The sequence below is a fragment of the Pseudomonas sp. Pseusp97 genome (assembly GCF_047304025.1).
GTDB lineage: Bacteria > Pseudomonadota > Gammaproteobacteria > Pseudomonadales > Pseudomonadaceae > Pseudomonas.
Genome location: NZ_JBGLYK010000017.1, coordinates 1 through 25,208 on the forward strand (window position 1 = coordinate 1; position 25,208 = coordinate 25,208).

Consider the following 25,208-nt stretch of genomic DNA (forward strand, 5'->3'; position numbering starts at 1 on the left):
AGCCTCGCCCGCGCCGCCGAGCGCGTGCGCGAGAACGCCCAGGCGCTGGCCGAACTGATCACCCGCGAACAGGGCCGCCCGCTGCGCTCGACCCTGGAAGAGGTGGCCGGTGTGGCCGCCACTTTCGAGCACCACGCGCACCTCGACCTGCCCGCCGACACCTCGCTGCGCGACGACGGCGAGCGTCTGGTGAAGATCAGCCGCCGGCCACTGGGCGTGGTCGCCGCCATCACTCCATGGAACGTCCCGCTGATCCTGCTGGTGCTGAAGATCGCCCCGGCCCTGCACGCCGGCAACAGCGTGGTCGCCAAGCCGTCGGAGCACACGCCGCTGTCCACCCTGCTGCTGGCGCGCCTGCTGGCCGACGTCTTCCCGGCCGGCGTGCTGAACGTGATCTCCGGCGCAGGCGATGTCGGCGAACACCTCGTCCGTCATCCCGGCGTGCGCCACGTGACCTTCACCGGCAGCGTTGCCACCGGCAAGCGCCTGTACGCCCGCGCTGCGGACGATCTCAAGCGCCTGACCCTGGAGCTGGGCGGCAACGATGCGGCGCTGGTGCTGGAAAATGCCGACCTCGACGCCATCGTCGAACCGCTGTTCTGGGGCGCCTTCTGGAACAGCGGCCAGGTGTGCTTCGCGATCAAGCGCCTGTACGTCCACGAAAGCCTGTTCGCCCCCCTGCTCGCAGCCCTCGCCGAACGCGCGCAACGCACCCGCCTGGGCCATGGTCTGGACCCGCAAACCGAGCTTGGCCCGCTGACCAATCCCCAGCAACTGGAGCGGGTCATCGCCCTGGTGGAAGACGCCAGGCTACGCGGCGCGCGCATCCACAGCGGCGGCGTGCAACCGGAAGGCCCCGGCTACTTCTACCCACCAACCCTGATCAGCGGCATCGGCGCAGGTGTCGCGCTGGTCGACGAGGAGCAGTTTGGTCCGGTACTGCCGGTCATTGCTTTCCGCGACGTGGAACAAGCTATCGCACAGGCCAACGCCAGCCCGTACGGCCTCGGCGCCTCGGTCTGGACCCGCGACCTGGCGCACGGCGAAGCCATCGCCGCGCGGCTGGAGGCGGGCCTTGCCTGGGTCAACCAGCACGGCCACATCCAGCCCGGCGCGCCCAAGGGCGGGCACAAGTGGAGCGGCCTCGGCTACGAGGGCGGCCAGCGCGGCTACGAAGCCTTCAGCGAACTTCAGGTCCTGAACATCTCGCGGCGCTGAGGCGCCGCTTCCCCCTTCAAGAGGATTCCCCGATGCGTGCCGGAAGCTGGCCCTCGATCCTGCTCACCCTGGCCTTCGCCGTGATCATCGCGGCGTGCCACGGCAAGACCATCCTGCTGGTCGCCAACGTCGCCAACGCTTTCTCGGTCAGCCCCTCGCGGGCCAGCTGGGTGGTGTCGGCGGTGGCGGTGGTCGCCGCCCTCGCCTCGCCCTTTGTCACCTGGATAGTGGCCCAGGTCGGCGAGCGCCGCGCCATCGTCTTCGGGCTGTTGCTGGCCGCTGCGTGCAGCTACCTGGCCAGCCGCAGCGAAGACTTCGCGACCCTCATCGCCCTGCGCGTGGTCGAAGGCGCCGGCTACATCAGCGTGGTGCTCGCCGCGCTGGCGCTGCTGGTGCATACCACCGAAGGCCGCCGCCGCACCACGGCGCTGGCGTTCTGGTCGGTGGCCTCGCCCTTGGGCGGCGCCATCGCCATCTTCGCCGTGGCGCCCTATGTCGGCGGCCAGCACGGTGAATGGCGCACGGCGTTCAGCGGTCATGCGGCGGTGCTGCTGGTGCTCCTGCTGGCTACGCCACTGCTGCCGGCGGTCAACCTCGCCAGCCGCAGCGAGCGCCACTCCCTGCGCCAGACCCTGCGGCTCTATGCCGAACCCTCGGTGCTGCGCCTGGCGCTCGCCGTCGGCGCGCCGCTGACCGTCGCCCTGGGCCTGGTGACCATCACCCCGGACTACTTCATCCACAGCCTGGGCGTGGCGCCCTCGACCATCGGCGTGATCTCCACCATCGGCATCCTCTCCAGCGTGCTGGCCGGGTTGCTCGCTGGCTTCGTGCTCAACCTGCGCCTGCTCGGCCCGCTGGCCGTGGTCGGCGGCGCGCTGATCGGCGTGGTGCTGGAAGTGCTGGTGTTCATTCCCGGCATCGCGCCGAGCACCGCCATCGTGGCGAAGATCGTGCAGGGCTTCTTCGGCAGCTTCGTGGTCGCCTGGGTGTTCACCAGCATCCCGCGCATGAGCCGTGGCGGCGACGTGATGGGCGCCGGAGGCGTGGCCGAACAGGCGCTGTACCTGTCGATGTTCCTGGGTCCGGTGCTGCTGTTCCCGCTGTTCAGCCTGCCCTCGCGCCTGCCCTTCTTCGCCGTGCTGATCGTCGCCAGCCTGCTGCCGCTGTTCCTGCTTCCGCTGGGGTTGCGCTGGCGCGCGGCGGAGCCGCCGGTAGCCGCCTGACCGAGTCGGACTCCACAGGACGCTCACAATCGCGCTTTCCATAGGATGGGTGGAGCTTGCGATACCCATCACCCGTAGCCGGACGAAATGCGATGGGTATCGCTTCGCTCCACGCCATCCTGCAAAGGCGCGCCGGAAAGCCCGGTGTGTGAATGTATGCAGGAGCGAGTTTGCTCGCGAACAAACCCGCTGCGGGCTCGGTTCGCGAGCAAGCTCGCTCCTACAAAAGCATCCGAGGTGGCCGGCCCATCCCGAGGAAATGGCAACCACAGAGTGCTATCATATAGAGATAGCATTTGTGAATGCAGAGCCGCCACCGCAAAACCCTCGCCATGATCTTCCGCTCGCCAACCAGTGCATCGATAGTCTTTGCCGACATCGAAGCTCTGGTTCTGCATTTGGGCGGCACCGTGGACGAACGTGAGGGGTCACGAGTGAAATTGGTTCTGCATGGCCAGACCTGGCGCTGCCATCGCCCGCACCCGGGCAAGGAAGCCAAGCGCTACCAGGTCGAGGAAGCCCGCGAGTTCCTGCGCCGGGCGGGAGTGGAAACATGAGCCGCATGACCTACAAGGGCTACACCGCCCGCATCGAATTCGACGACCGCGACGACCTCTTCGTCGGCCGCCTGCTGGGCGTGAACGATATCATCAGCTTCCATGCCGACAGTGTCGGCGGACTGCATACCGCCTTGCAGGCAGCGGTCGAGGACTACCTCGCTGATTGTGCCGAGCGTGGCGTAGAGCCGGAGAAGCCCGCCTCCGGCAAGATCATGCTGCGCATCCGGCCGGAGGTGCATGCCGCCGCCGCGATTGCCGCAAAGGCATCCGGCAAGAGCCTGAATCAATGGGCAGAGCACGTGTTCGAGCGCGCCGCGCGCAGACGCAGCGGCGCTTGAGCGTAAACCCGTAGGAGCGGGTGTGGCGGAGCAGACTTGTGGGAGCGCCCATGGGCGGGATCACGGGCACGGCTTGCTCCTACCGGGCGTGCAATACGTGGCCGAATCTGTAGGAGCGAGCTCGCTCGCGAACAAACCCCGCTGCGGAATCTGTTCGCGAGCAAGCTCGCTCCTACAAAAGATGCGCAATGCGCGCGGCACTCGGAAGAATCCAGGCCAAAAGAAAAGCCCTCGCAAGAGGGCTTTTTTTCGTTCAGCGAAAACTCAGGCCGCCGCTTCCAGCAGCTTCTGACCCTGCTCCCACAGGCCGGTCATCTTCCACTGCTGCTCCAGCACGCCGGGGCCGAATTCCTGGGAGCCGCCCAGGCCTTCGGCGAGGCCCTGGAAGTAGGCGCCTTCCTCGATCAGCAGGATCAGCTTGGACGCCTTGATCAGGTCGTCGCCCCAGAAGGTCGCGCCGCCGTTGGCTTCGAGGATGGCCGGGGTGTTCGGGTTCTCGGCGAGCTTGTCGAGGATGAAAAGCGGTTCGGGCTGGCGGCGGTCGATGTAGATCGGCAGCTCGCGGGCCAGGGTCACGCGCTGCGAGGCGGCGTAGCGGATCGGCAGCACGCGATGGGCGCTGGCCCAGCCGCCCAGGTAGGGCGTGTGTACGTGGATCACCACGTTCACTTCCGGGCGCGCCTGGAAGATCGGCGCATAGCGCTTGCCGTTGCCACCCGCGCCACGGCCGCTGAGCGGGGTCGCGCCGGGAATGCTTTCGTCGAGGATCACCTCGCCGTCATAGGTCGCGACCACCGCGCGGATTTCCTGGTCGTCGGCCCAGGGGCTCGGCGCGTGGACGGCGATCACCTTGTCGCTGCCCGGCACGCGCACATAGGCCTGGTAAGTGTTGGTAGCGGTGAGGGTGCGGCTTTCCTTGAGTACGCGGAAGGCCTTGGCGAAGTCGCGGCGAACCTGTTCGAGCTGGCTGGCGAGTTGCGGGTCGAGGGTGGACATGGAATGCCTCCTGGCAGTCGGGGATGGATGAACCGCGTGGCGGTGTTCCACTGACTGAGCAGGACTTGTGCCACTCAAAAATATATCTACGAATCAACAAGTTAAAAGACATGCAAAGCATCAGCCGGGCTCCAACACTGGCGAAACGGCCGAAATTGCTGCCCGCCCAGCATCCCCTGCTGACCCACTGCTGCTGTACAGACAAACGCCCTGCTGCCACAGCAGCACGCCGCCCTGAAAGCCGCGCCCCGCCTGGCCTGCAGCCTTTGGGCACAGCCCTTGCTCAAGACCCTGCACGAGCAGCACGACGCTGCCCCCGCAAAGCAAAGGAGCATGGCCATGAGCACCGAATTCTTCTGGCGACTGCCGCTGGGCAGCGACGGTCCCTATCTCGCCTCTGACAAGAACAACCGCGGCAGCCACATCGAGCGCCCCGGCAACATTGCCCCGGGCCGCCTGCCCAACGGCGAGCCGGACGGCTTCACCTACATCGACTACATCGCCCAGGTGGCCAAGGCCGCCGAGATCGCCGGCTTCGAGGGCGCGCTGCTGCCCACCGGGCCGGAACCGTGGATCGCCGCCGCCGCCCTGGCCCGCGAGACCCGCCGGATCAAGTTCCTGATCGCCTTCCAGGCTGCCTGGACCCTGCCGGCCTATGCCGCGCAGCAGGCGGCGATCCTCCAGCACCTGTCCCGCGACCGCCTGGAGTGGAACATCATCACCGGCGGCAACCCGGCCGGCCAGCGCGCCAACGGCGACTTCCTCGAACACGACAAGCGCTACCAGCGCACCGGCGAGTTCCTCGACATCATCGACGGCCTGTGGAAGAACGAGCAGTTCTCCTACCAGGGCGAGATCTACCAGCTGGAAAACGGCTCGCTGCCCATCGCGCTGCGTAACGTGCGCAAGCCCGGCGTGTATTTCTCCGGCTTCTCCGATCCGGCGCTGGACGTCGCGGCCAAGCACGCCGACGTCTACCTGAACTGGGCCGAACCCATCGACAAGCTCAAGCCGCATCTCGAGCGGGTGCGCGAGCTGGCGGACAAGCAGGGTCGCGAAATCCGCTTCGGCATCCGCATCGACCTGTTCGCCCGCGAGACCGAAGAAGCCGCCTGGAGCGAGTTGCGCCGCCAGTACGAGCGCATCGACGCACGCACCAGCGCCTTCATCAAGAACTTCGCCACCGGCTCGGATTCCGTCGGCGCCGCGCGGCAGACCGCGTATCACCAGAACGTCGAGCGCTTCGACGACCTGATCATCGGCCCCAACCTCTGGGCCGGCTTCGGCAAGGCCAAGCCGGGGCCGACCATCGGCCTGGTGGGCAGCCACGAGAACGTCGCCGAGCGCCTCGCCGAATACCGCGACGCCGGTTTCTCCACCTTCATCCTCGCCGGCAACCCGCACCTGGAAGAAGCCCTGCGCATCGGCCAGGAAGTCCTGCCGCTGGTGCAGGGCAAACGCGCCGACATCCACGAACTCAAGGCCCGTGCCTGAGCCACAAGGAGCTGAACATGTCCCGTCCCCTCGATACCCTCTGGTACACCCGCTGCCCGGTGCCCACCGGCCTCGGCATCGCCGTGCAGAAAGGCTGGCTGGAAGAAGCCCTCGCCGAGCAGGGCACCCAGATCAAGTCGCTGCGCGAATCCGCCGACCAGGCGGTGCGCGAGTCGCACTTCGACCACACCCTGCAGAACTCGGTGCGCCACGGCGGCAATATCCCGGCCATCTGGGCCCGCGCCAGCGGCCGCGAGACCCGCGTGATCGGCCTGTCCTGGGCCGATGAGGCGCAGCTGATCCTGACCACCGAACAGAGCGGCATCCGCACCGTGCGCGACTTGAAAGGCCGGCGCTTCGGCCTGCCGGACTGGAGCGGCGCGCAGATCGACTTCACCCGCGCCCAGGCCATCCGCGGACTGGAAAACGCCCTCCGCCTGGAGGGCCTGGAAGTGCGCGACCTGGAGCTGGTGGACTTCGGCCTGAAGGGCACCTTCAGCGACGAGGCGCCGGGCAACATCGTCGGCATCACCGGTCATGGCGGTCGCCGTCGCGGCGGGCAGAATCCGGAGCTGGTCGGCCTGCTGCGCGGCGAGGTGGACGCGATCTTCCTCAAGGGCGCCCACGCCGTGCAGCTGGCGCAGCAGTTCGGCCTGCACACGGTGATCGACACCGGCGCGCATCCCGAACCGCTGATCCGCTCCAACAACGGCACGCCGCGCACCCTGAGCGTCGACCTCAACCTGCTGGAGCAGCACCCCGACGCCGCCACCGCGATCCTCGCCTCGGTGCTGCGTGCCGAGGACTGGGCGCACCAGCACCCGGATGACACCCGCCGCTACCTGGCGCGGGAAACCAACAGCAGCGAGTTCTGGGTCGCCACCGCCTACGGCGAGGATGCCCACCTGCGCCTGCGCACCAACCTCGACGAAGGTTCGATCCTCGCCCTGCAGGACTTCACCGACTTCCTGCAGCGCTGGAACTTCATCCCGGCGCGCTTCGACGTGCGCGAATGGATCGACCCGCGCCCGCTGGAAGCCCTGCGCAGCCGCCTTGCGCAAAAGGCTGGCTGATCAACGTCACGAGGGCGCTTCCCTCTGTTTACCGACCCGGCCCCCGCGCGACGGCGCGGGGGCTTTCATCCCCCGACGGACACCCATGAGCACACCGCTGGAAACCCTCTGGTACACCCACAGCCCCGTTCCCACGGGCCTCGGCATCGCTGTCGAATCCGGGCGCCTGGCGCAGGCCTTCCGCCCGTTCGGCACGCGCATCCAGTCGCTGCGCGAGTCGTCCGAACGCGAGGTGCGCGAGGCGCATTTCGACCATCACCTGCCCTGCTCCGTGCGCCACGGCGGCAACATCCCGGCCATCTGGGCCCGCGCCAGCGGCGCGCGCACGCGGGTGGTCGGGCTGTCGTGGAGCGACGAGGTGCAGCTCATCGTCAGCGCGCCGGACAGCGGTGTGCGCAGCATCCGCGACCTGCGCCACCGGCGCTTCGGCCTGCCGAAATGGGCCAACGTGCAGATCGACTTCACCCGCGCCCAGTCCCTGCGCGGACTGGAAAACGCCCTGCGCCTGGAAGGCCTGGAAGTGCGCGACGTCGAGCTGGTGGACTACCCCTACGGCGGCACCTACAGCGACGACCCGGTGCGCCATGTGTTCGGCGCCCAGGTGGCGCTCAAGGGCAACCGCGTGGTGCAGCGCAACAACGAGCTGATCGGTCTGCTGCGCGGCGATATTGATGCCATCTTCCTCAAGGGCGCCCATGGCCTGCAGCTGGCCCACGAGTTCGGCCTGCACGTGGTGCTGGATGTCGGTTCGCACCCCGAGCCGCTGGTGCGTTCGAACATCGGCACGCCACGCACCCTGACCGTGGACCAGCACCTGCTGGACGAACATTTCGATGCCGCCGTGCTGGTGCTCGACACCGTGCTGCGCGCCGAGCAATGGGCCTGGGCACACCCGGAGGAAACCCGCCGTTTCCTCGCCCGCGAGCTGAACACCAGCGAGTTCTGGGTCGCCAGCGCCTATGGCGAGGATGCCCACCTGCGCCTGCAGACCAATCTGGCGGAACGCTCGGTCAACGCCCTGCGCGACCTCACCGCCTTCCTCCAGCGCTGGGACTTCATCGGCGCCGACTTCAGCGTCGACGACTGGATCGACCCGCGGCCGCTGGAAGCCCTGCTGGGGAAGATCGATGTCGCCATCTAGCCCGGCGCGGCCCGCCGCCTTCCTGCTCAACTTCATGCTGCTGGCGGCGTTCAGCGGCGCCACCATCGGCATGGCGAAGATCGTCACCACGCTCTATGCGATCAGCATCGGCGCCAATGCCATGCAGATCGGCATCATCTCGGCCATGGAAGCCCTGGGCATGGTGATCCTCACCTTGCCCGCCGGCTTCGTCATCGCCCGCTTCGGCGCGCGCCGGGTGTACTTCCTCGCCAGCCTCGGGCCGATGCTGCTGAATCTGGCCATCCCGCTGTTCGGCGGCTGGCTGTGGCTGGCGTTCGCGCGGCTGCTGATCGGCCTGTGCATCCCCTTCCGCATCGTCGCCATGAACAGCGCCTTCCTGCGCCAGCTCAAGCGCATCGGCAACGACAAGGCCGGCTGGTACCGCGGCTCACTGACCCTGGGCATGGGTCTGCTCGGGCCGCTGCTGGGCAACTGGCTGAGCGGCGCGGCGAGCTTCACCTGGGGCTTTGCCGCCATCGGCCTGTGCTTCGGCCTGATGGCCTTCTACAGCCTTGGCTTCTGGGAAGGCGAAGCGCCCAGCGAGGAGGTTCCCGTGGCCGCCGCCACCGGCGGCCTGCTGCAACAGGTCGGCGCCATGCTGGCCAACGTCGAGATCGCCGAGAGCTGCCTGGTCGAACTGCTCAGCGCCGCCACCAGCGCGCTGTTCGGCACCTTCATCCTGCTGCTGGCGATGGAAGTCGTCGGCCTCTCCCAGGGCCAGGCGGTGAGCCTGGTGATGATCCAGGGCCTGGCCTCGGTGCTCGGCCTCTTCGGCTTCGGCTACCTGATCGAACGCAGCGGCCGGCGCCTGGCCTACATCGGCAGCCTCACGGCGGCGCTGGCCGCGCTGCTGCTGCTCGGCATCGCCCGCGACTACTGGCTGCTGGCCCTGGGCGGCGTGCTGCTCAGCGCAGCGGCGGCGCTCATCCATCTGGTGAACATGGCCCAGCTGGGCGAGCACGCCATGGACAAGAGCAAGATTTCCGGGCTGTTCAACCTCGCCTCCATGTCCGGCAGCTTCTCCGGCGCGCTGCTCGGCGGGGCGATCAGCCACTTCGTCGGGCTGGGCAACCTGTTCCTCTGCTGGATTCCCCTGGTGCTGCTCGCCGCGCTGTTCTGCTGGCAACGCAAGCTGCGCCGCCAGAGCGCCGGGCCATTGCTCGGGCAGGAGGGCTGAATGCTCAATCGCACCCTTGATCGCCTGAGCTGGTTCGCCTCGCCGCTGCTCCTGCTGCTGGCCTGGTTCGTCGCCGCCCGCGGCGGCTGGTTCCCGCCGCAACTGCTGGTGCCACCAGTGGAGGTCTGGGCGAGCTTCCAGGACCTGCTGGCCAGCGGCGAGCTGCGCGAGCACGTGGCGAACAGCCTGTCGCGCCTGGCCATCGGCTTCTCCATCGGCGCCATCGGCGGGCTGCTGTTCGGCACCGCCATGGCCCTGTCGAAGACCGTGGAAGCCTACTGCGCGCCGCTGTTCCACACCCTGCGCCAGGTGCCGTCGATCGCGCTGATCCCGATGTTCATCCTGTTCTTCGGCGTGGAGGAGACCTTCAAGATCCTGATCGTCACCAAGGCTGCCTTCTTCCCCGTGGCGCTGGCCGCCAGCGAAGGCGTGAAGGGCATTCCGCGCGGCTACTTCGAGGTCGCCAGCGTCTACCGCCTGCCGCTCTGGAGCCTGCTGCGCGACGTTGCCTTCCCCGCCGCCGCACCGCCCATCGTCACCGGCCTGCGCATCAGCCTGAGCCGCGCCTGGATGGTGCTGGTGGCCGCTGAACTGCTCGCCGCCGACAGCGGCCTGGGGCAGATGATCGAGCTGAGCCGGCAGATGCTGCGCATCGACATCGTGATGGTCGGCGTGATCGTCACTGGGGCCATCGGCTTCGTCCTCGACTTCGCCTTCCGCCTGCTGGAGAAGCGCCTGCTGCGCTGGAGACCGACGCCATGATCGATCACCTCAGAAAGCTGCGCGGGCTAGTGCTGCCAGCGCTGCTGATCGCCGCCTGGCACTGGCAGTCGCAACAGGGCGCCAGCGCGGCCTACGCCTTCGTTCCGCTGGAGCGCATCGGCGCCGGCTTCGTCGAGTTGATCAACACCGGCGAGCTGTGGCTGAGCGTTTCCGCCAGCCTGCAACGCACCTGCCTCGGCCTGTTGCTGGGTGTGCTCGCCGGCTTCGCGCTGGGCGCCGGCATGGCGCTGTCGAGGCCGCTGGAAAGGCTGTTCGCACCGCTGTATCACACCATCCGCCAGGTGCCGATCCTCGGCCTGATCCCGCTGATTGCCCTGTGGTTCGGCAGCGGCGAGCCGTCCAAGGTGCTGATCGTCAGCCTCGCCGCCTTCTACCCGATGACGCTGAACGCCTTCGAGGGCTTCCGCGACGTGGAGAAGCGCTACCGTGAAGTCGGCCGCCTGTATGCCTTCGGCCCCTGGCAGCAGTTCCGCGAAGTACTGCTCCCCGGCGCGCTGCCCAGCCTGAGCAATGGTGTGCTGCACGCGCTGGCCTTCGCCTGGGTCAGCTCGGTGGGTTGCGAGCTGTTCCTCTCCACCGGCATGGGCCTGGGCAACCTGATGATGAACGCCGAGACCGGCTCGCGCATGGAGATCGTGGTGATCGGCGTGCTCAGCATCGGCCTGCTCGGCTACGCCATGAACCAGCTGTTCGCCCGCGCCGCGCGCCACCTGCTGCGCTGGCGCAACCTGCGCTGACCCTTTTGCCATGAGTGCCCAGACCATGAACGCGATCCTCGACCCCGCCGTCCTGCCGGCCCAGCAGGCGCAACCCGGCGCGCTGGCCATCCAGGGCCTGAGCAAGGCCTACTCCATCGACGGCCGCAGCCTGCCGGTGCTGGAGAACATCGACCTGGCGGTGCGCCCCGGCGAGTTCGTCAGCATCGTCGGCGCCAGCGGCTGCGGCAAATCCTCGCTGCTGCGGCTGATCGTCGGCCTGGAGAACGACTACAGCGGGCGCATCCTGCTCGACGGCCAGACCGTGACCGGCACCAGCCTGGAGCGCGGCATCGTGTTCCAGGACCACCGCCTGTTCCCCTGGAAGACCGTGCAGGAAAACGTCGCCCTGGCGTTGAAGAACCAGAAGCTCAGCCGCGCCGAGAAGCGCGAGCTGGTCGCCGACCACCTGGAGCTGGTGGGCCTGACCGGCTTCGAGCAGGCCTACCCGCACCAGCTCTCCGGCGGCATGGCACAGCGCGCCGCTATCGCCCGCGCGCTGATCACCCGGCCCAAGGTACTGCTGCTGGACGAACCCTTCGGCGCCCTCGACGCCCTCACTCGCGTGCGTCTGCAACACGAGCTGCAGCGCATCTGGGTACAGCAGCGCAGCACCATGATCATGGTCACCCACGACGTGGAAGAGGCGCTGTACCTGGGCGACCGGGTGATCGTCATGGACGCGCGGCCGGGGCGGATTCGCCACGAGGTGCGCGTGGACCTGCCACATCCGCGGGAGCGCGGGCATGCGCTGCTCGCCAAGCTCAAGGAAGAACTGCTGGCGGAGCTGATGCAGGGTTGATGCTCGTGTAGGGCGCATAACCCGGAACGGGTTATCCGCCATCGGCGTATAACGCCTGGGGCGTTATGCGCCCTACTCAATCACCGAGCGCCAGGGGCATCAACGTAGGATGGCGTGGAGCGCAGCGATACCCATCGATCTGCCGCACCGGTGGCGATGGGTATCGCAAGCTCCACCCATCCTACGTCCGTGTTTCGCCGGCAACCTCCGCGCTGGCGGCGGAAAGCGCCGCCGGGAAATCCGCGTGATACCCCGCCCCAATCTCCCCCAGCACCCCTGCCTTGCGCAGCTTGCCGAGCACCCGCGCGTTAGCCTCGCACAGCCGCACCTCGATGCCGCGCCGCTGCAGTTGCTCGATCACTTCCTGCAGGGTCTGCAACCCGGTGATGTCCATGAACGGCACATGGCGCAGGCGGATGATCAGCACCTTCGGATCGGTGTGGGTCTTGGCCAGGGCACGCTCGAAGGTTTCCGCCGCGCCGAAGAACAGCGGCCCCTCGATGCTGTAGACCAGCACGCCGGGCGGCAGCTCGCCCAGGCCGCGGCCGCGCAGTTCCACTTCCAGCTCCGGGCCGTCGTCCGCATGCACTTCCACCGAGGACGCCATGCGCCGCAGGAAGTGCAGCATGGCGAGGATCACGCCGATGTTCACCGCGATCACCAGGTCGCTGAACACGGTGAGCAGGAAGGTCACCAGCAGGATGGCTACGTCGGCTCGCGGCGCGCGCTTGAGCATGAACAGGAAGTGCCGCGCCTCGCTCATGTTCCAGGCCACCACGAAGAGGATCGCCGCCAGCGCGCAGAGCGGGATGTTCGAAGCCAGCGGCGCGAGGAACAGCAGGATCAGCACCAGGGTCGCGGCATGGGTGACGCCGGCCAGCGGGCTGTTGCCGCCGTTGCGGATGTTGGTCGCGGTGCGCGCGATGGCGCCGGTGGCGGCGATGCCGCCGAACAGCGGGGTGACCAGGTTGGCGATGCCCTGGCCGATCAGTTCCTGGTTGGAATCGTGGCGGGTGCCGGCCATGCCGTCGGCGACCACCGCCGAGAGCAGCGACTCGATGGCGCCGAGCATGGCGATGGCGAAGGCCGGGCCGATCAGTTCGAGCACCCGCGGCAGGGTCACTTCCGGCAGGCTGAAGCTGGGCAGGCCCTGGGGAATGCCGCCGAAGGCGCTGCCAATGGTGGCCACGCCGTCGAAGTGGAACAGCGACTGGACGGCGGTCACCACCACCATCGCCACCAGCGGGCCGGGCACCCGGCGCAGCGCGGCGATACGCGGGGTGAACAGCACCAGCGCCAGGCTCAGCAGCGCCAGCAGGGTAGTCGCCAGGTGCAGTTGCGGCAGCGCCTGGAGCAGATGCCAGAGCTTCTGGTGGAAGTGCTCGCCGGTCACCGCCGGCAGGCCGAAGAAGTCCTTCCACTGGCCAACCCAGATGATCACCCCGATCCCGGCGGTGAAGCCGACGATCACCGGCGCAGGGATGAAGCGGATGATGCTGCCCAGCCGGCTGACGCCCAGCAGCACGAGGATCGCGCCGGCCATCAGCGTGGCGATCTGCAGGCCGTCCACGCCGTATTTGGCGGTAACGCCGGCGAGGATGACGATGAAAGCGCCGGTGGGCCCGGCGATCTGCACGCGGCTGCCGCCCAGCAGCGAAACCAGCGCGCCGGCGAAGATCGCCGTGTAGATGCCCTGCTCCGGCTTCACCCCGCTGGCGATGGCAAAGGCCATGGCCAACGGCAGCGCGACCACCCCGACTATGACCCCGGCCACCAGGTTGCGCGTCCAGTGCTCGCGACCGAAGAGTCCGGCCTTCCAGGCTTCTCGCAGGGCGATCATCGCAGTCTCCGACAGGATTTCGAGCCAGGATGCTAGCAGGAAGGCGCCTTCGGCAACCCGGCGCAGGTCATGCCTGTGGCGCGCTGTCGCAGGCCGAACGCAGTGAACAAAATATTGCACAACCCTCATGGCACGCCGGCTCCAGCAGGGTTTAAAGACGCCAATCCATGGGCATCCGTGACGAAAAACCACCGCCCCGATTTGCCAGCGAAGCGGAAAAACGGCACAATGTGTTCATTATGTTGAACATCAAGGCTCTACCTCTCCTCACTTCCCGCCTGGTTTCGCGCGAGCGTCACTGGACCGGCGACCTCTAGCTCCTCCCTTCGGCCACCACCTTCTGGTGGCGCCAGGCGCGGCGAAATCCGCCGCCCGAGTCGGCGCCGCCGAACCCGAACCGAAAACCGCCGCAAGGATGCTCTGTTGCGAGACTGCGCGCGGCTGCCCGTGGGAGGGCTTTACCATGCGTTCCTGGATCTATCTGTTTGCCGCCATCGGCTTCGAAGTCGTTGGCACCACCTCGATGAAATTCACCCACACGCTGTTCCCGGTCGCCGGGCTGCTGCTGATGTACCTGATGATCGGCCTGTCGTACTACTTCCTGTCGCTGGCCATCAAGCGCGTGCCGGTCGGCGTGGCGTACGCGTTGTGGGAAGGCATCGGCATCGTGCTGATCACCCTGGTCAGCGCCTTCTTCCTCGGCGAGCACCTGAGCCTGGACAAGGCCCTGGGTCTGGCCGTGATGATCGCCGGCATCCTGCTGGTGAAATCCGGTACCCGTACCGGCCAGCGTGAAGAGCGCGATGAACTGAATGGGGAGGCCGTGACATGCTGAACCATGACCTGATTCCGATGGCCTGGCTGGGCCTGGCCATCGTCCTGGAAGTGATCGCCAACCTGCTGCTGAAATACTCCGACGGTTTCCGCAAGCGCCTGATCGGCGTGGCCTCGATCCTCTGCGTACTGGGTGCGTTCACCGCGCTGGCGCAGGCGGTACGCGGCATCGAACTGTCGGTGGCCTACGCCATCTGGGGCGGCTTCGGCATCCTCGCCACCGTCGCCATGGGCTGGGCCCTGTTCGGCCAGCGCCTCGTCTGGCGCGGCTGGGTCGGCCTGGCGATGCTGGTGCTGGGCATGGGTCTGCTGAAGCTGGCCTGATGACCGAGTGATACGAAAAAGGCGGAGCTGGGCTCCGCCTTTTTTATTGTCTAGGGATAGGTGCCGTGCGGTTCGCGAGCAAGCTCGCTCCTACAGGTTTGCCGCAGCGTGCTCTTCGTAGGAGCGAGCTTGCTCGCGAACCGCCCCCACACAGCGCAAACCCGTAGGGCGCATAACCTGGAACAGGTTATCCGCCACAACCCGCACGGCGGATAACGCTGGCGCATCATGCACCCTACGCACTGGAGAGTCGGTGCCGTGCGTTCGCGAGCAAGCTCGCTCCTACAAGGTTTGCCGCAGCGTGCTCTTCGTAGAAGCGAGCTTGCTCGCGAACCGCCCACACACAGCGCAAACCCGTAGGGCGCATAACCTGGAACAGGTTATCCGCCGCACTGCCCGGCGGATAACGCTGGCGCGTTATGCGCCCTACGAGAGCCCGCGGACGCTTCAGGCCAACAGGCTGACCACCGCGAAGCGGCTGAGGTTGGCCTGGGCCACCACCGTCTGCGCTGCCGCGCTGTAATGCGTGGCGCTGCGCCCCATGCGGTCGAGCATCGAGGCGGCGAAATTGTGAGCCCACTCGCGCTCATCCTCGCTGGCATGGCGGTCGAGGAAGTCGCGGATATCGTCCTGGCGATGACGCAACTGGTCGCGCAGGCCGCCAATGCGATCCAGCGCCGACACCACCGAATCGAGCAACTGGCGCTGTTCGCGGAAGGCATCGGACTTGATCTCGGTGGGGAACGCCAGCAGCCCTTCTTCCTGGCTTTTCAGCCGGGTGTTCCTGCCCTTGGCGAACAGCTTGCCCTCGCCCTGCACCGCCAGCTGGCCCTTGAGCTGCTGCCAGTCGGCCTCGGGGGCGGAGAACTTCAGCGCGCCATCGCTATCGAGCTCGGCGCGGATGCCGGCCTGGCCCAAGGTTGCGTTGAAGCGGCGCAGCACCTGCTCGGTGCTCATGCCGTCGTCCAGCACCACCGCCGCCAGCTCGGCGAGCCGGCACTGAACAGCAGGGTTTCCTTGCCCGAGCGCTGGATGGCTTCCACCGACTCCAGGCCTTCGAGGCTGAAGCGGCTGCGCACCGGCTCGTTGAGGCGCAGGCGGAAGTTGGCGTCCAGGCTGCCGTCCGAGCGCTGGGCGCGCTGCTCCAGCAGTTCGTTGACCTGCCGGGTGGCCTGGCGCACGCCTTCGCGGTCCTGGGACTGCGGCGCACTCAGCTCGCGGCTGAGGTTGAGCTTGAGCCCGCCGAGACGATCCTGCAGGTCGCCCAGGTAGCTGTCGGCCGACTGCATGGAGGACAACTGCTGGTTGAGCTGCAGGTTGAAGCTGCCGCTCTTCTGCGCACCGCGCGCCATCTGCGCGGCGTTCTCGCCCTTGTCCTCGCCCTTGCGCAGCGCGTTCTGCCGCTCGCCGGTGGAGGGCAGGATGACGTCGCGGCGGGCGCTGGGATCGAAGACGGCGGCGGCCGGCAGTTGCTTGATGACCTTCATGGCGACCTCTGCACCGGATGTGCTTCCGCCCGGCACGGGCCGGGCGGAGGCGGGATAAAAAGTAGGGGAACCGGGCGCTGCGCCGCCGATTGGCGTCCAGACCTCCTTGCGGCGCGGCCCGGCTCCCCTACGAAGAAACTTACAGGCGGCTGAACAGCGACAGGTCGTTGAGCTTCAGGTAGGTCTTCTGCGTGGCCTGCAGCGCCAGCTGGTAGGTGTTCAGGTCGATGCTCGCGCCCGCGTAGTCCAGCTGCGACAGCTCGCCGTTGATCTTCTGGTTCACCAGCGACACCTCCTCGTTGCTCGAGTTGAGCATGCTCAGGGTGTTCTGCCGGCCGCCCAGTTCGGTGATGGCGCCGAGCACGCCGTCGTGGCCGCTGTCGAGGCTGTCGATGGTCGCGGCGATCTGCGCCTGCACCGCCGGGTCGGTGGTATCCAGGGCCGGGTCCTTGAGCAGCTTCACGGTGGCGTGAAGCTGGTTGAGGAAGTCCATGCTGCTGCCGAACATGCCCAGCGCGGTGACGTTCTCTTCCACCTGCACGCCGTTGGCCACGGCAGCCTGACGCGATTTGTCGTTGCCGGTGGCGACGTAGGTGTCGGTCAGCGGTTCGTAGGTCACCGCCGCGGTGTCGCTCAGGGTGCCGGAGAACAGGAAGCGACCTTCTTCGTCACGCACGTTGACGAAGCTGACGATGGTCTTCTCGATGCTCTCCAGCTCGCCGGCCATGGCGTTGAGGTCCTTGGGCGTATTCGAGCCGTTGGCCGCCCAGAGCAGCAGGTCGCGCACGTTGAGCATGGAGTCCGAGGTGGCCTGCAGGTTGGCTTCCTGGGTGGACAGGTTGCCCGAGACGTTGCTGATGTTGGTGCGGTACTGCGCCAGGCTCGCTTCCTCGCGCTGGATGCGCAGCATGCGCACGCTGGCGATGGGGTCGTCGGAGGGCTGCAGGATGCGCTTGCCGGTGGACATCTGCTGCATCAGCTTGCCCAGCGCCGCCGAGTTGCTGTTCATCGAGCCGCTCATCAGCGCGGTGATCTGTGCGTTGGTAATGCGCATGGTGCTTTCCCTGGCAATGGCCCTTAGAAGGCGGCGAGCATCGAGTCGAACAGCTCCTTGGCGGTGCTGATGACTTTCATGTTGGCCTGGTAGGCCTGCTGGTAGGTGATCAGGTTGACCGCCTCTTCATCCAGGCTCACCGCGCTGACGCTGTCGCGCTGGGCCTGGGCCTGGGTCGCGACGGTGGTGGCGGTCTTCTGGTCGGCCTGGTTCTGCCGGCTGGCACTGGCGACCTTGCCGAGCAGGCCGGCGAAGGCATCGTTGAGTGTCACCTGGCTGCCGCCGACGGTGATGGTCTGGCCCTTGAGCTCCAGCAGGTCGAGCAGGTTCCTGTTGTTGCCGCTCTCGCCGGCGGTATCCGACAGCGCCAGCTCCTCGGGCTTGAGGCCGTTGACGCTGAGCATGGCCGTGGTGCTGCCGGCGTTGTAGCTGAGCAGCGCCTGGCCGGCGTTGCCGTTGAGATCGAAGCCATTGGCGAGGGTGTCGTTGACCATCTGCGCGAACTGCCCGGCCATCTCGTGCAGGGCGGTCTGGTTCGGTCGCAGGGTGTCGTACTCGGTGTCGTACAGCGCGCCGAGGGAGCCGCCCATACCGTCCTGGGACAGCGGGAAGCTGGTGCCGGCGAAGGTCAGGGCGATTTCCTGCTCGCCGCTGGCGGTGCGGCTGATCGCCAGCTGCCCGGCGGAGTTGCCGGCCACCAGCGGCTGGCCGTTGGCCAGGGAAACGGTGAGCGAGCCGTCGGCCACTTCGTTGACGCGGATCGAGGCGTACTTGGACAGGTCCTGCACCAGGCTTTCACGGTGGTCACGCAGCGCGGTGGTATCGCCGCCGGAAGAGCCGACTTCGACGATCTGCTTGTTCAGCGCGGCGAGGTTGGCGGTCAGGCCGTTGATCTCGCCGACCATGGCGCCGCGCTGCTCCTGCAGGGCGCGCAGCTGGCTGTCGATGTTGCCGGACAGGCCGTTGAAGCGCTGGGCGAGGTTCTTCGTCTCGTTGACGATCTGCTGGCGCAGGGCGATCGAACCGGGAGTGGCGGTGGCCTCGCTGAGCGCGGCGAAGAAGTTGTCCAGGCCGACGCTGATGCTCGAACCTTCGCCGCCCATCAGGCCTTCCAGCGCCGACAGGTACTGCTGGCCGCTGTCGTAGTAGCTCTGCTCGGTGGTGGCGCGCCACAGCTGCTGGTTCTGGAAGTCGTTGGCCATGCGGCGGATGCTGGTCACCGTCACGCCGCCGCCGACGTTCAGGCCACCTTCGCCGGCCAGCGAGGCGAGCACCGGGCTCAGCCGGCTGAACCCGGGGGTGTTGGCGTTGGCGACGTTCTGGCCGGAGGTGGCCAGGGCGATCTGCGCCGCGCGCAGGCCGCTGTAGCCGATCTGGCTCAACATACTCAAGAGGCATTCTCCTTCGACTCGAGGCGAATCGGCTGGGCAAAGGCCGCCGAGGCCGGTCGGGAAACAAATTCAGGCTGTTGTCCCTGATAGGCGACGAAATCGGCGTGGCGCTTAAATCCTTCCTGCGGCGCGTGTTTCAGGCCGCTCTCCGGCGACAGGCCGCTGCCGGGGATGCGCGCCGGCGCCTGGGCCTCGCGCACGCGACGGAGCACGCCGAGGGTGTAGTCGCGGGTTTCGTCATAGGGAATGCTGCGCACCCAGTCGGCCATGCCGATCTGCCCGGTGCGCGGATCGCCGTTGTTCTTCAGCCACTCGTCCACCTTGCCGGGGCCGGCGTTGTACGCGGCCAGGGCGAGCACGTGCTGGCCGTCGTAGCGGTCGAGCATCTTGCCCAGGTAGGCGCTGCCCAGGGCCTTGTTGTAGGCCGGGTCGCTGGTCAGGCGCTGCTCGTCGTAGGGCAGGCCGAGCTCGCCGGCCACTTCGCGGGCGGTGTCGGGCATCAGCTGCATCAGGCCGCGTGCGCCCTTGGGCGAGACGGCGGTGGCGTTGCCCCCGGACTCCTGGCCGATCACGCTGTCCACCAGGGTGCGGAAGCCCGCCGTGCCCTGCTGCCAGGCGTGCGACAGGCGCTCGACGCCGCGCTGCCAGGTATCCACCAGCGGATTGCGGCTGGACACCGACGGCCGGCGCAGTGCCTCGCCGCCGTCGGCCAGCGCTACCGGTTCGGCGGTGTCAGTCGGTTCAGCAGAGAGCTGGCGCACCAGCAGGTCGGCTATGCCGGTCTGCTTGCGCGAGGCCAGGTGCTCGGCCAGCGCTTCGTCGTAGAAGTCGCGCATCGTATCGAGGTCGCGGCTGCGCATCGGGCTGCCGGCGGAGAGCACGTCGCCGGCCTTGCGCATCTGCTTGAGGATCTGCTGCAGGAACATCGCCTCGAACTGCTCGGAGGCCGCCTGCAGCTGCTCGCGGCGGACCTGCTCGGGCGACTCGCCGGGCTGGCCGGTGGGTACGATGGGACGGTTGAGCGAGGTGATACTCATGCTTTAGATCACCACCAGCTCGGCATTCAGCGCGCCGGCCTGCTCCAGCGCCTGGAGGATGCTCATCACGTCATCCGGCGTGGCGCCCAGGCTGTTCACCGTGTTGATGATGCTTTCCAGGCTGGTGCCCTCGGGCCACTTGAACATCGGTTTCTTGTCCTGGCTGACCGAGACGTCCGACTGCGGGGTAACTGCCGTGGTGCCGTTGGAGAAGGGCCCCGGCTGGCTGACCTGGGGGTTCTCGCTGATGGTCACGGTGAGCGTGCCGTGGGCGACGGCGGCGGCCTTCACGCGCACGCCCTGGCCGACCACCACGGTGCCGGTGCGGCTGTTGAACACCACCTTGGGCCGGGTGCGGCCTTCCTGCACTTCCATGCCTTCGAGCATGGCCATGAAGCTGGTGCGCTGGGCCAGGCTGACCGGCGCGCGCACGGAAACCCTGGTGCCGTCCAGCGCGGTGGCGGTGCCGGAGCCGAAGCGTTCGTTGACCGCGTTCATCACCTGGGTGGCGGTCTGGAAGCTCGGCTTGCGCACGTTGAGCATCACGTCCGGGCGCTGGGCGAAGTCGCTGGGGATCATCCGTTCGATGGTCGCGCCGTTGGGGATCAGGCCGCTGTTGGCGCTGTTGATCGACACGCTGGAACCGCTCTGGCCCTGCGCATGCAGGCCGCCGACCACCAGGTTGCCCTGGGCCAGCGCATAGACTTCGCCGTCCACACCCTGCAGCGGCGTCATCAGCAGCAGGCCGCCGCGCAGGCTCTTGGCATCGCCCAGGGAGGACACGGTGACGTCGATGGTCTGTCCGGCGCTGTAAGACGGTGGCACGCTGGCGGTGACGCTCACCGCGGCGACGTTCTTCAGTTTCGGGTCGACGTTCGGCGGCAGGTTCACGCCGAACTGCTTGAGCATGTTGGCCACCGACTGGTTGGTGAACTTCACCTGGTTCTTGTCGCCGGTGCCGTCCAGGCCGACGACCAGGCCGTAGCCGATCAGCTGGTTCTCGCGCACGCCCTCGATGTCGACCAGGTCCAGCAGCGGAATGGCCAGCGCCTCGGCCTGCCAGAACAGGCAGAGGCTCGCCAGCAGGCGGGAAAGTTGTCTACGCATGGAGTGCTCGCCTGCTTACATCGGGAACAGCGGATGGGTGAAGAAGCGCGTCAGCCAGCCGGCCGAGTTGCTGTCGTTGAGCACGCCGCGCCCGGCGTAGGAAATCTTGGCGTTGGCGACATTCTGCGAGGACACCTGGTTGGAGCGGTTGATGTCGTCGATGCGCACAAGGCCGGTGAGGCGGATGAACTCGTCGCCCTGGTTCAGGCGCAGGGACTTCTCGCCCTTTACCAGCAGCACGCCGCCGGGCAGCACCTTGTGCACGGTCACCGCGATGGAGCCGGTGAGGGTGTTCTGCTGCGAGCTTTTCGCCGAGCCGTTGAAGTCGCGGTTGGCCGTGGCGGAGCTTTCCAGGCCGCCGTACTCCTTGGTCAGGATGGTCGGTACCGGCACGTCCAGGCTGGATTTCTTGCCGAAGCTGGTGCCCGCGCTCTTGCTCGACTGGGTGGACTCGCTGAGCACCACGGTGACGATGTCGCCGACGCCGATGGCGCGCTTGTCGCGGATCAGCGAGCCGCCGTAGCCGGAGCGGAACAGGCCGCCGCTGGTGGTCGGCGGCAGGCTGTAGTCCAGCTCCGGCGGCTGGTAGACCGAGGAGTCCTCGTCCGGCAGCATCTCGTCGAAGCTCTGGCATCCGGCGAGCAGCGCCAGGGCGAGCAGCAGGGCAAGGCGCGTCATGGTCAGACCGTCTGGTTGAGGAACTGCTGCATGCCCGACGCGGCGTCGAGCACCTTGGCGTTGGCCTCGTAGGCGCGCTGGATGGCGATCATGTTCACCATGGCTTCCACCACCTGCACGTTGGACCCTTCCAGCACGCCCTGCTTGAGGGTGCCCAGGCCTTCCTCGCCCGGCGTGCCTTCCTGCGGCTCGCCGCTGGCGGCGGTTTCCTTGTAGAGGTTGCCGCCCAGGGCTTCCAGGCCCGCCGGGTTGGTGAAGCTGACCAGGGTGATCTGGCCGAGCTCGGTGGGCAGGGTCTCGCCCGGCAGCACGGCGGTGACGATGCCGTCGCTGCCGACGGTGAAGCGGCTGGCGCCGGCCGGCACTTCGATGTTCGGCGTCAGCGGCAGGCCCTGGGCGTTGACCACTATGCCTTCGTTGTTCAGCTGCAGCTGGCCGTTCTCGGTGTAGTAGGTGTCGCCGTTGGGCGCCTCGACCTGGAAGAAGCCGCTGCCGACGATGGCCAGGTCCATGGGCTGGCCGGTGGTCTGCATGCTGCCTTCGGTGAACACCTTCTGCGTGCCGACGACGCGCACGCCGCTGCCCAGCTGGATGCCCGAGGGCACGGTGTTGACCTGGTCGGCCTGGGCGCCGGGCTGCAGCTGCACCTGGTAGAACAGGTCCTCGAAGACCGCGCGGTCGCTCTTGAAACCGACGGTGTTGACGTTGGCCAGGTTGTTGGCCACGGTGGACATCGCGGTGTCCTGGGCTGCCAGGCCGGTCTTGCTGACCCAAAGTGCCGAACTCATGTTGTGCTCCTGTCTGCGCGCCGCGCGTTAGCCGCCGCGGATCATGCGGTCGCCGGCCTCGGCGAGATCCGAGGCGGCCTTCATCATCTTCACCTGGGCCTCGAACCGGCGGTTCAGGCTCATGGTGCCCACCAGCTGCTCGATGGCCGAGACGTTGCTCTGCTCCAGGTGCCCGGAGACCAGGCGCACGTCCTCGCTGGCGGCGACGTTCTGGCCGTCCTTGCTCACCAGCAGACCCTGGGCGTTCTTCACCAGCGAGGCCGCCGGTGCGTCCACCAGCTTGAGGCGGTCGACGTCGGTCATCATGAAATCACCGCGCGGCATCACCGAGATGGTGCCGTCGCTGCCGATGGCGATGGCGTCGTACTCGGGCAGGGTGATCGGGCCGCCCTCGCCGAGCACGACGCGACCGTTGATCATCAGCTGGCGGTCGGCGTCGATCTCCAGGTTGCCCTGGCGCGTGTAGGCCTCGCCGTTGCCACTCTGCACGGCGAACAGGCCCTGGCCCTGGATGGCGACGTCGAGGTCGCGCCCGGTGGCCATCAGGGTCCCGGCGCTCATGTCCACGCCGCTGCTCTCGATGCGCGCGAGGTGACGGCTGTCATAGCCGGCGCCGCTCACGTCCACCGCGGTGGCGTGTTCCAGGTCGGCGCGAAAGCCGGGGGTGTTGACGTTGGCGAGGTTGTTCGCGCGCACGTCCAGCGCCGCCATGCTGCGGCTGGCGGCGGTCATTGCGGTGTAGCCGAGGCGATCCATGACGAGTCCTTAGATGGCCGAGAACAGAACCTGGGTGAGTTCCTTGTCGGTGGTCATCACCTTGGTGTTCGCCTGGTAGTTGCGCTGGCCTTCCATGAGGCCCACCAGTTGCTGGGTGATGTCGACGTTGGAGCCTTCCAGGTTGCCGGCCGAGAGCGAGCCGAACTGGCCGATGCCGGGTACGCCGATCAGCGGCGCGCCGGACGCGGAGGTCTCGGTCCAGGCGGTGCCGCTCTGGTTCTGCAGGCCGCCCGCGTTGATGAAGTTGGCCAGGGCGACCTGGCCCTGCAGCATGCGCTGGCCGTTGCTGTAGTTGACGTAGACCTTGCCGTCGTTCTCCACCGCGATACCGGTCTGCTCGCCGGCGGCGTAGCCGGTGGTGCGGTTGGTGGTGACGACGAAGTCCGAGCCGTACTGGCTGGTGCCGGTGTAGTCCAGGGCGATGTTCATCGGGTCGACCCCCGGCAGGGTGAAGCCCACCGGCACCGAGGCGATCGGCGAGGACAGCGAGCCGTCCGGGGCGAAGGTCAGCGACTGGGTGGCGCCGACGGCGTTGCCGTCCACTGCGTAGTGCGCGTCCCAGGTGTTGGTGCCGGTCAGCACGAAGTACTGGGTCAGGGTGTGTTCCTTGCCCTGGGAGTCGTAGATCTTGCTGGTGTAGGTGGAGTTGTAGGTCGCCACGTTCTGCGGATCGAACGGCGCGACGGTCGGCACCTTCTCGTTGGAGTCGAGGTTGGCGACGAACTCCAGCTTGTCGGTGGCCTTGGCCGGCAGGTTGGCGGTCTTCACCTGCAGATCGGAGACGGTGCCCACCAGCAGGTTGCCGGCGGCGTCGGTCGGGTAGCCCTGCAGGCGCTGGCCGGTGGCGTTGATCAGGTAGTTGCTCTTGTCCTGGCCGAACACGCCGGCGCGGGTGTACTGGGTGTCACCATTGCCGCTCTTGACCACGAAGAAGCCGCCACCGGAGATGGCGAGGTCCAGCGCGCGGTTGGTCGACACCAGCGAACCGCCTTGGCTGATGCTCTGGGTGGTGCCGGTGACTTCCACGCCCATGCCCTTGCTGTCGGCGTAGACGCTGCCGAACTCGGTGCGCGAGGACTTGAAGCCGACGGTGCCGGAGTTGGCGATGTTGTTGCTGATGGTGTCCAGCTGCTGGGTGACGGCGTTCAGGCCGGTCAGGGCGATGTTGAAGCTCATGGCGTTAGCTCATCCTAAGAGGGGGAAACAGGCGCTCAGGCGGCCTGGCCCTGGCTGAATTCGACGATCTTGTAGAAGGGCACCGAACCTGCGCCCTCGACTTCCAGCACCGGGCCGTCGGCGCTGACGCGGACGCTCTGCACCAGGCCGGACACCTCGATGCCCGGTGTCTCGCCGCTCTCGGTCTTGACCGCCAGGCTGTACTTGCCGGGCTTCAGGCCCAGCGCTTGCGGGTCCACGGTGAAAGGCACGGCGCCGGCTTCCTGCGGGCCGAGGGTGATGTCGGTGCGCACGCCGTTGGCATCGGTGAGCTGCAGCACGGTGGTAGCCGAGGCATGTTCCAGGGTCACCTGCCCGCTGACCTTGTCGCCGTCGAGCTGCAGGCTGTCGGCGCTGACCTTCACTTCCTGGCCCACCAGGCCGGCAGCGGTGAGCGTCTGCAGGTTGTCCATCAGCACCAGGTTGTTCTGCTGCAGGGTGGTCATGTTCTGCATGCTCTTGACCTGCGCCATGGCCGAGTACTGATTGATGAACTCGGTGCTGTCCACCGGCTTGGTCGGGTCCTGGTACTGCACCTGGGCGACCAGCAGGGTGATGAAGCTGTTCTCCATGTCGGTCATTTCGCTGAGGTTGACCGCCTGCCGGGGCGCATCGGACGAGGTTCCGCTGGTGACGCCGCTGGCGTCGTTAGTGACCGTGCTCATCAGGCGTCTCCCAGTTTCAACAGGCTGGACTGCATGCTCTTCACGCGGTTGAGCACTTCCACGCCGGTCTCGAAGCTGCGGGTGGCGGACATCATGTCGGTCATCTCCTCGATCTCGTTGACGTCGGGGTAGTAGACGTAGCCGGTGGCGTCGGCCAGCGGGCTGCCGGGCTCGTAGCGGCGTTGCGGCGAGCGGCCGGAAGTCACCACGTCGAGTACCTGCACGTGGGCGCCGCCCATTCCCGCGCCGCGGGTGAGCTGGTCGTTCTCGTAGACGGCGGCGAACATCGGCTTGCGCGCCTGGTACACGGCGTCCGGACTGTTGGCAGCGGAATCGGCGTTGGCCAGGTTGCTCGCCACGGTGTTCAGGCGCACGGTCTGCGCATTCATCGACGAACCGGCGATGCGGTAGATGGAATCGAATGCCATGG

Annotated in this window: 25 protein-coding genes and 1 pseudogene; 13 read left to right on the forward strand and 13 right to left on the reverse strand. The window is 67.3% G+C overall.

Translation table 11 applies throughout. From position 1 onward, the window contains the following. The 4 genes from ACCC94_RS05605 to ACCC94_RS05620 form a co-directional block, all read left to right on the forward strand. On the forward strand, positions 1-1,218 hold a 1,218-nt coding region (locus tag ACCC94_RS05605), incomplete at its 5' end, for an aldehyde dehydrogenase family protein (protein ID WP_413348397.1). A gap of 32 nt (positions 1,219-1,250) precedes the next feature. Next, a complete protein-coding gene (locus ACCC94_RS05610) occupies positions 1,251-2,441 on the forward strand; it encodes an MFS transporter (protein ID WP_413348398.1) in 1,191 nt (396 codons plus the stop codon). Between the two features lie 302 nt (positions 2,442-2,743). After that, entirely contained in the window at positions 2,744-2,998 is a 255-nt protein-coding gene (locus ACCC94_RS05615) for a type II toxin-antitoxin system HicA family toxin (protein WP_413348399.1), read from the forward strand. Next, the gene (locus tag ACCC94_RS05620; RefSeq protein WP_413348400.1) at positions 2,995-3,339 is read left to right on the forward strand and encodes a type II toxin-antitoxin system HicB family antitoxin; all 345 of its coding nucleotides are present in this window, start codon (positions 2,995-2,997) and stop codon (positions 3,337-3,339) included. The genes ACCC94_RS05615 and ACCC94_RS05620 overlap by 4 nt, the downstream gene beginning before the upstream one ends. A 264-nt stretch (positions 3,340-3,603) precedes the next feature. Here the strand turns inward: ACCC94_RS05620 and ACCC94_RS05625 are convergent, their stop codons facing one another. Then, a complete protein-coding gene (locus tag ACCC94_RS05625; RefSeq protein WP_413348401.1) occupies positions 3,604-4,335 on the reverse strand; it encodes a class II aldolase/adducin family protein in 732 nt (243 codons plus the stop codon). Positions 4,336-4,674: 339 nt separating this feature from the next. On the opposite strand from ACCC94_RS05625, the gene ACCC94_RS05630 reads away from it, so the two are divergent. The 7 genes from ACCC94_RS05630 to ACCC94_RS05660 all read left to right on the forward strand — a co-directional run bounded on the left by ACCC94_RS05630 (position 4,675) and on the right by ACCC94_RS05660 (position 11,581). Then, the gene (locus tag ACCC94_RS05630; RefSeq protein WP_413348402.1) at positions 4,675-5,829 is read left to right on the forward strand and encodes an LLM class flavin-dependent oxidoreductase; all 1,155 of its coding nucleotides are present in this window, start codon (positions 4,675-4,677) and stop codon (positions 5,827-5,829) included. Between the two features lie 17 nt (positions 5,830-5,846). Then, complete coding sequence (locus ACCC94_RS05635; RefSeq protein ID WP_413348403.1) at positions 5,847-6,902, forward strand: ABC transporter substrate-binding protein; 1,056 nt, start codon at positions 5,847-5,849, stop codon at positions 6,900-6,902. Positions 6,903-6,987: 85 nt separating this feature from the next. Further along, positions 6,988-8,043 carry an ABC transporter substrate-binding protein gene (locus ACCC94_RS05640; RefSeq protein WP_413348404.1) on the forward strand — a complete coding sequence of 352 codons (1,056 nt, stop codon included), beginning with the start codon at positions 6,988-6,990 and terminating at the stop codon, positions 8,041-8,043. After that, the gene (locus ACCC94_RS05645; RefSeq protein ID WP_413348405.1) at positions 8,030-9,241 is read left to right on the forward strand and encodes an MFS transporter; all 1,212 of its coding nucleotides are present in this window, start codon (positions 8,030-8,032) and stop codon (positions 9,239-9,241) included. The genes ACCC94_RS05640 and ACCC94_RS05645 overlap by 14 nt, the downstream gene beginning before the upstream one ends. Beyond that, positions 9,242-10,003: an ABC transporter permease gene (locus tag ACCC94_RS05650; protein ID WP_413348406.1), complete on the forward strand. Its 762-nt coding sequence runs from the start codon at positions 9,242-9,244 to the stop codon at positions 10,001-10,003. It begins immediately after the preceding gene. Beyond that, the gene (locus ACCC94_RS05655; RefSeq protein WP_413348407.1) at positions 10,000-10,761 is read left to right on the forward strand and encodes an ABC transporter permease; all 762 of its coding nucleotides are present in this window, start codon (positions 10,000-10,002) and stop codon (positions 10,759-10,761) included. Before ACCC94_RS05650 ends, ACCC94_RS05655 begins: the two co-directional genes overlap by 4 nt. 25 nt (positions 10,762-10,786) lie before the next feature. Beyond that, positions 10,787-11,581 carry an ABC transporter ATP-binding protein gene (locus ACCC94_RS05660; RefSeq protein ID WP_413348444.1) on the forward strand — a complete coding sequence of 265 codons (795 nt, stop codon included), beginning with the start codon at positions 10,787-10,789 and terminating at the stop codon, positions 11,579-11,581. 181 nt (positions 11,582-11,762) lie between these two features. Here the strand turns inward: ACCC94_RS05660 and ACCC94_RS05665 are convergent, their stop codons facing one another. After that, a complete protein-coding gene (locus ACCC94_RS05665; protein WP_413348408.1) occupies positions 11,763-13,421 on the reverse strand; it encodes a SulP family inorganic anion transporter in 1,659 nt (552 codons plus the stop codon). 463 nt (positions 13,422-13,884) lie between these two features. On the opposite strand from ACCC94_RS05665, the gene ACCC94_RS05670 reads away from it, so the two are divergent. After that, positions 13,885-14,256 (forward strand): SMR family transporter, encoded by a 372-nt coding sequence (locus ACCC94_RS05670; RefSeq protein WP_413348409.1) that lies wholly within the window; start codon positions 13,885-13,887, stop codon positions 14,254-14,256. Further along, a complete protein-coding gene (mdtI, locus tag ACCC94_RS05675) occupies positions 14,250-14,579 on the forward strand; it encodes a multidrug/spermidine efflux SMR transporter subunit MdtI (RefSeq protein ID WP_017521322.1) in 330 nt (109 codons plus the stop codon). Before ACCC94_RS05670 ends, mdtI begins: the two co-directional genes overlap by 7 nt. Before the next feature lie 447 nt (positions 14,580-15,026). Here mdtI and ACCC94_RS05680 read toward each other — a convergent pair. The 11 genes and pseudogenes from ACCC94_RS05680 to flgC form a co-directional block, all read right to left on the reverse strand. After that, a pseudogene (locus ACCC94_RS05680) lies at positions 15,027-16,066 on the reverse strand (hypothetical protein). A 139-nt stretch (positions 16,067-16,205) separates the two neighbouring features. Further along, entirely contained in the window at positions 16,206-17,120 is a 915-nt protein-coding gene (gene flgL / locus ACCC94_RS05685) for a flagellar hook-associated protein FlgL (protein ID WP_413348410.1), read from the reverse strand. 23 nt (positions 17,121-17,143) lie between these two features. Then, positions 17,144-18,511, reverse strand: coding sequence for a flagellar hook-associated protein FlgK (flgK, locus tag ACCC94_RS05690; protein WP_413348411.1), 1,368 nt, complete (start codon positions 18,509-18,511; stop codon positions 17,144-17,146). Next, on the reverse strand, positions 18,508-19,548 hold the full coding sequence (locus ACCC94_RS05695) for a lytic transglycosylase domain-containing protein (RefSeq protein ID WP_413348412.1): 1,041 nt from the start codon (positions 19,546-19,548) through the stop codon (positions 18,508-18,510). Before ACCC94_RS05695 ends, flgK begins: the two co-directional genes overlap by 4 nt. Before the next feature lie 3 nt (positions 19,549-19,551). Continuing rightward, a complete protein-coding gene (locus tag ACCC94_RS05700; RefSeq protein WP_413348413.1) occupies positions 19,552-20,655 on the reverse strand; it encodes a flagellar basal body P-ring protein FlgI in 1,104 nt (367 codons plus the stop codon). 15 nt (positions 20,656-20,670) lie between these two features. Continuing rightward, a complete protein-coding gene (gene flgH, locus ACCC94_RS05705) occupies positions 20,671-21,333 on the reverse strand; it encodes a flagellar basal body L-ring protein FlgH (protein ID WP_413348414.1) in 663 nt (220 codons plus the stop codon). 2 nt (positions 21,334-21,335) lie between these two features. Continuing rightward, positions 21,336-22,121 (reverse strand): flagellar basal-body rod protein FlgG, encoded by a 786-nt coding sequence (flgG, locus tag ACCC94_RS05710; RefSeq protein ID WP_413348415.1) that lies wholly within the window; start codon positions 22,119-22,121, stop codon positions 21,336-21,338. Between the two features lie 27 nt (positions 22,122-22,148). Beyond that, the gene (flgF, locus tag ACCC94_RS05715) at positions 22,149-22,877 is read right to left on the reverse strand and encodes a flagellar basal-body rod protein FlgF (protein ID WP_413348416.1); all 729 of its coding nucleotides are present in this window, start codon (positions 22,875-22,877) and stop codon (positions 22,149-22,151) included. 9 nt (positions 22,878-22,886) lie between these two features. After that, a complete protein-coding gene (flgE, locus tag ACCC94_RS05720) occupies positions 22,887-24,074 on the reverse strand; it encodes a flagellar hook protein FlgE (RefSeq protein WP_413348417.1) in 1,188 nt (395 codons plus the stop codon). A gap of 35 nt (positions 24,075-24,109) precedes the next feature. Further along, entirely contained in the window at positions 24,110-24,778 is a 669-nt protein-coding gene (locus ACCC94_RS05725; RefSeq protein ID WP_413348418.1) for a flagellar hook capping FlgD N-terminal domain-containing protein, read from the reverse strand. Then, positions 24,778-25,206: a flagellar basal body rod protein FlgC gene (flgC, locus tag ACCC94_RS05730; RefSeq protein WP_081518767.1), complete on the reverse strand. Its 429-nt coding sequence runs from the start codon at positions 25,204-25,206 to the stop codon at positions 24,778-24,780. Before flgC ends, ACCC94_RS05725 begins: the two co-directional genes overlap by 1 nt. Positions 25,207-25,208 lie beyond the last annotated feature (2 nt).

What these genes read in the sequence shown, in the direction of transcription:
- ACCC94_RS05665 (WP_413348408.1), bottom strand. Translation starts at nt 13,421, where the DNA reads ATGATCGCCCTGCGAGAAGCCTGGAAGGCCGGACTCTTCGGTCGCGAG.
- flgG (WP_413348415.1), bottom strand. Translation starts at nt 22,121, where the DNA reads ATGAGTTCGGCACTTTGGGTCAGCAAGACCGGCCTGGCAGCCCAGGAC.
- ACCC94_RS05670 (WP_413348409.1), top strand. Translation starts at nt 13,885, where the DNA reads ATGCGTTCCTGGATCTATCTGTTTGCCGCCATCGGCTTCGAAGTCGTT.
- flgC (WP_081518767.1), bottom strand. Translation starts at nt 25,206, where the DNA reads ATGGCATTCGATTCCATCTACCGCATCGCCGGTTCGTCGATGAATGCG.
- ACCC94_RS05635 (WP_413348403.1), top strand. Translation starts at nt 5,847, where the DNA reads ATGTCCCGTCCCCTCGATACCCTCTGGTACACCCGCTGCCCGGTGCCC.
- ACCC94_RS05660 (WP_413348444.1), top strand. Translation starts at nt 10,787, where the DNA reads ATGAACGCGATCCTCGACCCCGCCGTCCTGCCGGCCCAGCAGGCGCAA.
- flgL (WP_413348410.1), bottom strand. Translation starts at nt 17,120, where the DNA reads ATGCGCATTACCAACGCACAGATCACCGCGCTGATGAGCGGCTCGATG.
- flgE (WP_413348417.1), bottom strand. Translation starts at nt 24,074, where the DNA reads ATGAGCTTCAACATCGCCCTGACCGGCCTGAACGCCGTCACCCAGCAG.
- ACCC94_RS05650 (WP_413348406.1), top strand. Translation starts at nt 9,242, where the DNA reads ATGCTCAATCGCACCCTTGATCGCCTGAGCTGGTTCGCCTCGCCGCTG.
- ACCC94_RS05640 (WP_413348404.1), top strand. Translation starts at nt 6,988, where the DNA reads ATGAGCACACCGCTGGAAACCCTCTGGTACACCCACAGCCCCGTTCCC.
- ACCC94_RS05610 (WP_413348398.1), top strand. Translation starts at nt 1,251, where the DNA reads ATGCGTGCCGGAAGCTGGCCCTCGATCCTGCTCACCCTGGCCTTCGCC.
- ACCC94_RS05695 (WP_413348412.1), bottom strand. Translation starts at nt 19,548, where the DNA reads ATGAGTATCACCTCGCTCAACCGTCCCATCGTACCCACCGGCCAGCCC.
- ACCC94_RS05625 (WP_413348401.1), bottom strand. Translation starts at nt 4,335, where the DNA reads ATGTCCACCCTCGACCCGCAACTCGCCAGCCAGCTCGAACAGGTTCGC.
- flgF (WP_413348416.1), bottom strand. Translation starts at nt 22,877, where the DNA reads ATGGATCGCCTCGGCTACACCGCAATGACCGCCGCCAGCCGCAGCATG.
- ACCC94_RS05620 (WP_413348400.1), top strand. Translation starts at nt 2,995, where the DNA reads ATGAGCCGCATGACCTACAAGGGCTACACCGCCCGCATCGAATTCGAC.
- flgH (WP_413348414.1), bottom strand. Translation starts at nt 21,333, where the DNA reads ATGACGCGCCTTGCCCTGCTGCTCGCCCTGGCGCTGCTCGCCGGATGC.
- ACCC94_RS05615 (WP_413348399.1), top strand. Translation starts at nt 2,744, where the DNA reads ATGCAGAGCCGCCACCGCAAAACCCTCGCCATGATCTTCCGCTCGCCA.
- ACCC94_RS05700 (WP_413348413.1), bottom strand. Translation starts at nt 20,655, where the DNA reads ATGCGTAGACAACTTTCCCGCCTGCTGGCGAGCCTCTGCCTGTTCTGG.
- ACCC94_RS05630 (WP_413348402.1), top strand. Translation starts at nt 4,675, where the DNA reads ATGAGCACCGAATTCTTCTGGCGACTGCCGCTGGGCAGCGACGGTCCC.
- mdtI (WP_017521322.1), top strand. Translation starts at nt 14,250, where the DNA reads ATGCTGAACCATGACCTGATTCCGATGGCCTGGCTGGGCCTGGCCATC.
- ACCC94_RS05645 (WP_413348405.1), top strand. Translation starts at nt 8,030, where the DNA reads ATGTCGCCATCTAGCCCGGCGCGGCCCGCCGCCTTCCTGCTCAACTTC.
- ACCC94_RS05725 (WP_413348418.1), bottom strand. Translation starts at nt 24,778, where the DNA reads ATGAGCACGGTCACTAACGACGCCAGCGGCGTCACCAGCGGAACCTCG.
- ACCC94_RS05655 (WP_413348407.1), top strand. Translation starts at nt 10,000, where the DNA reads ATGATCGATCACCTCAGAAAGCTGCGCGGGCTAGTGCTGCCAGCGCTG.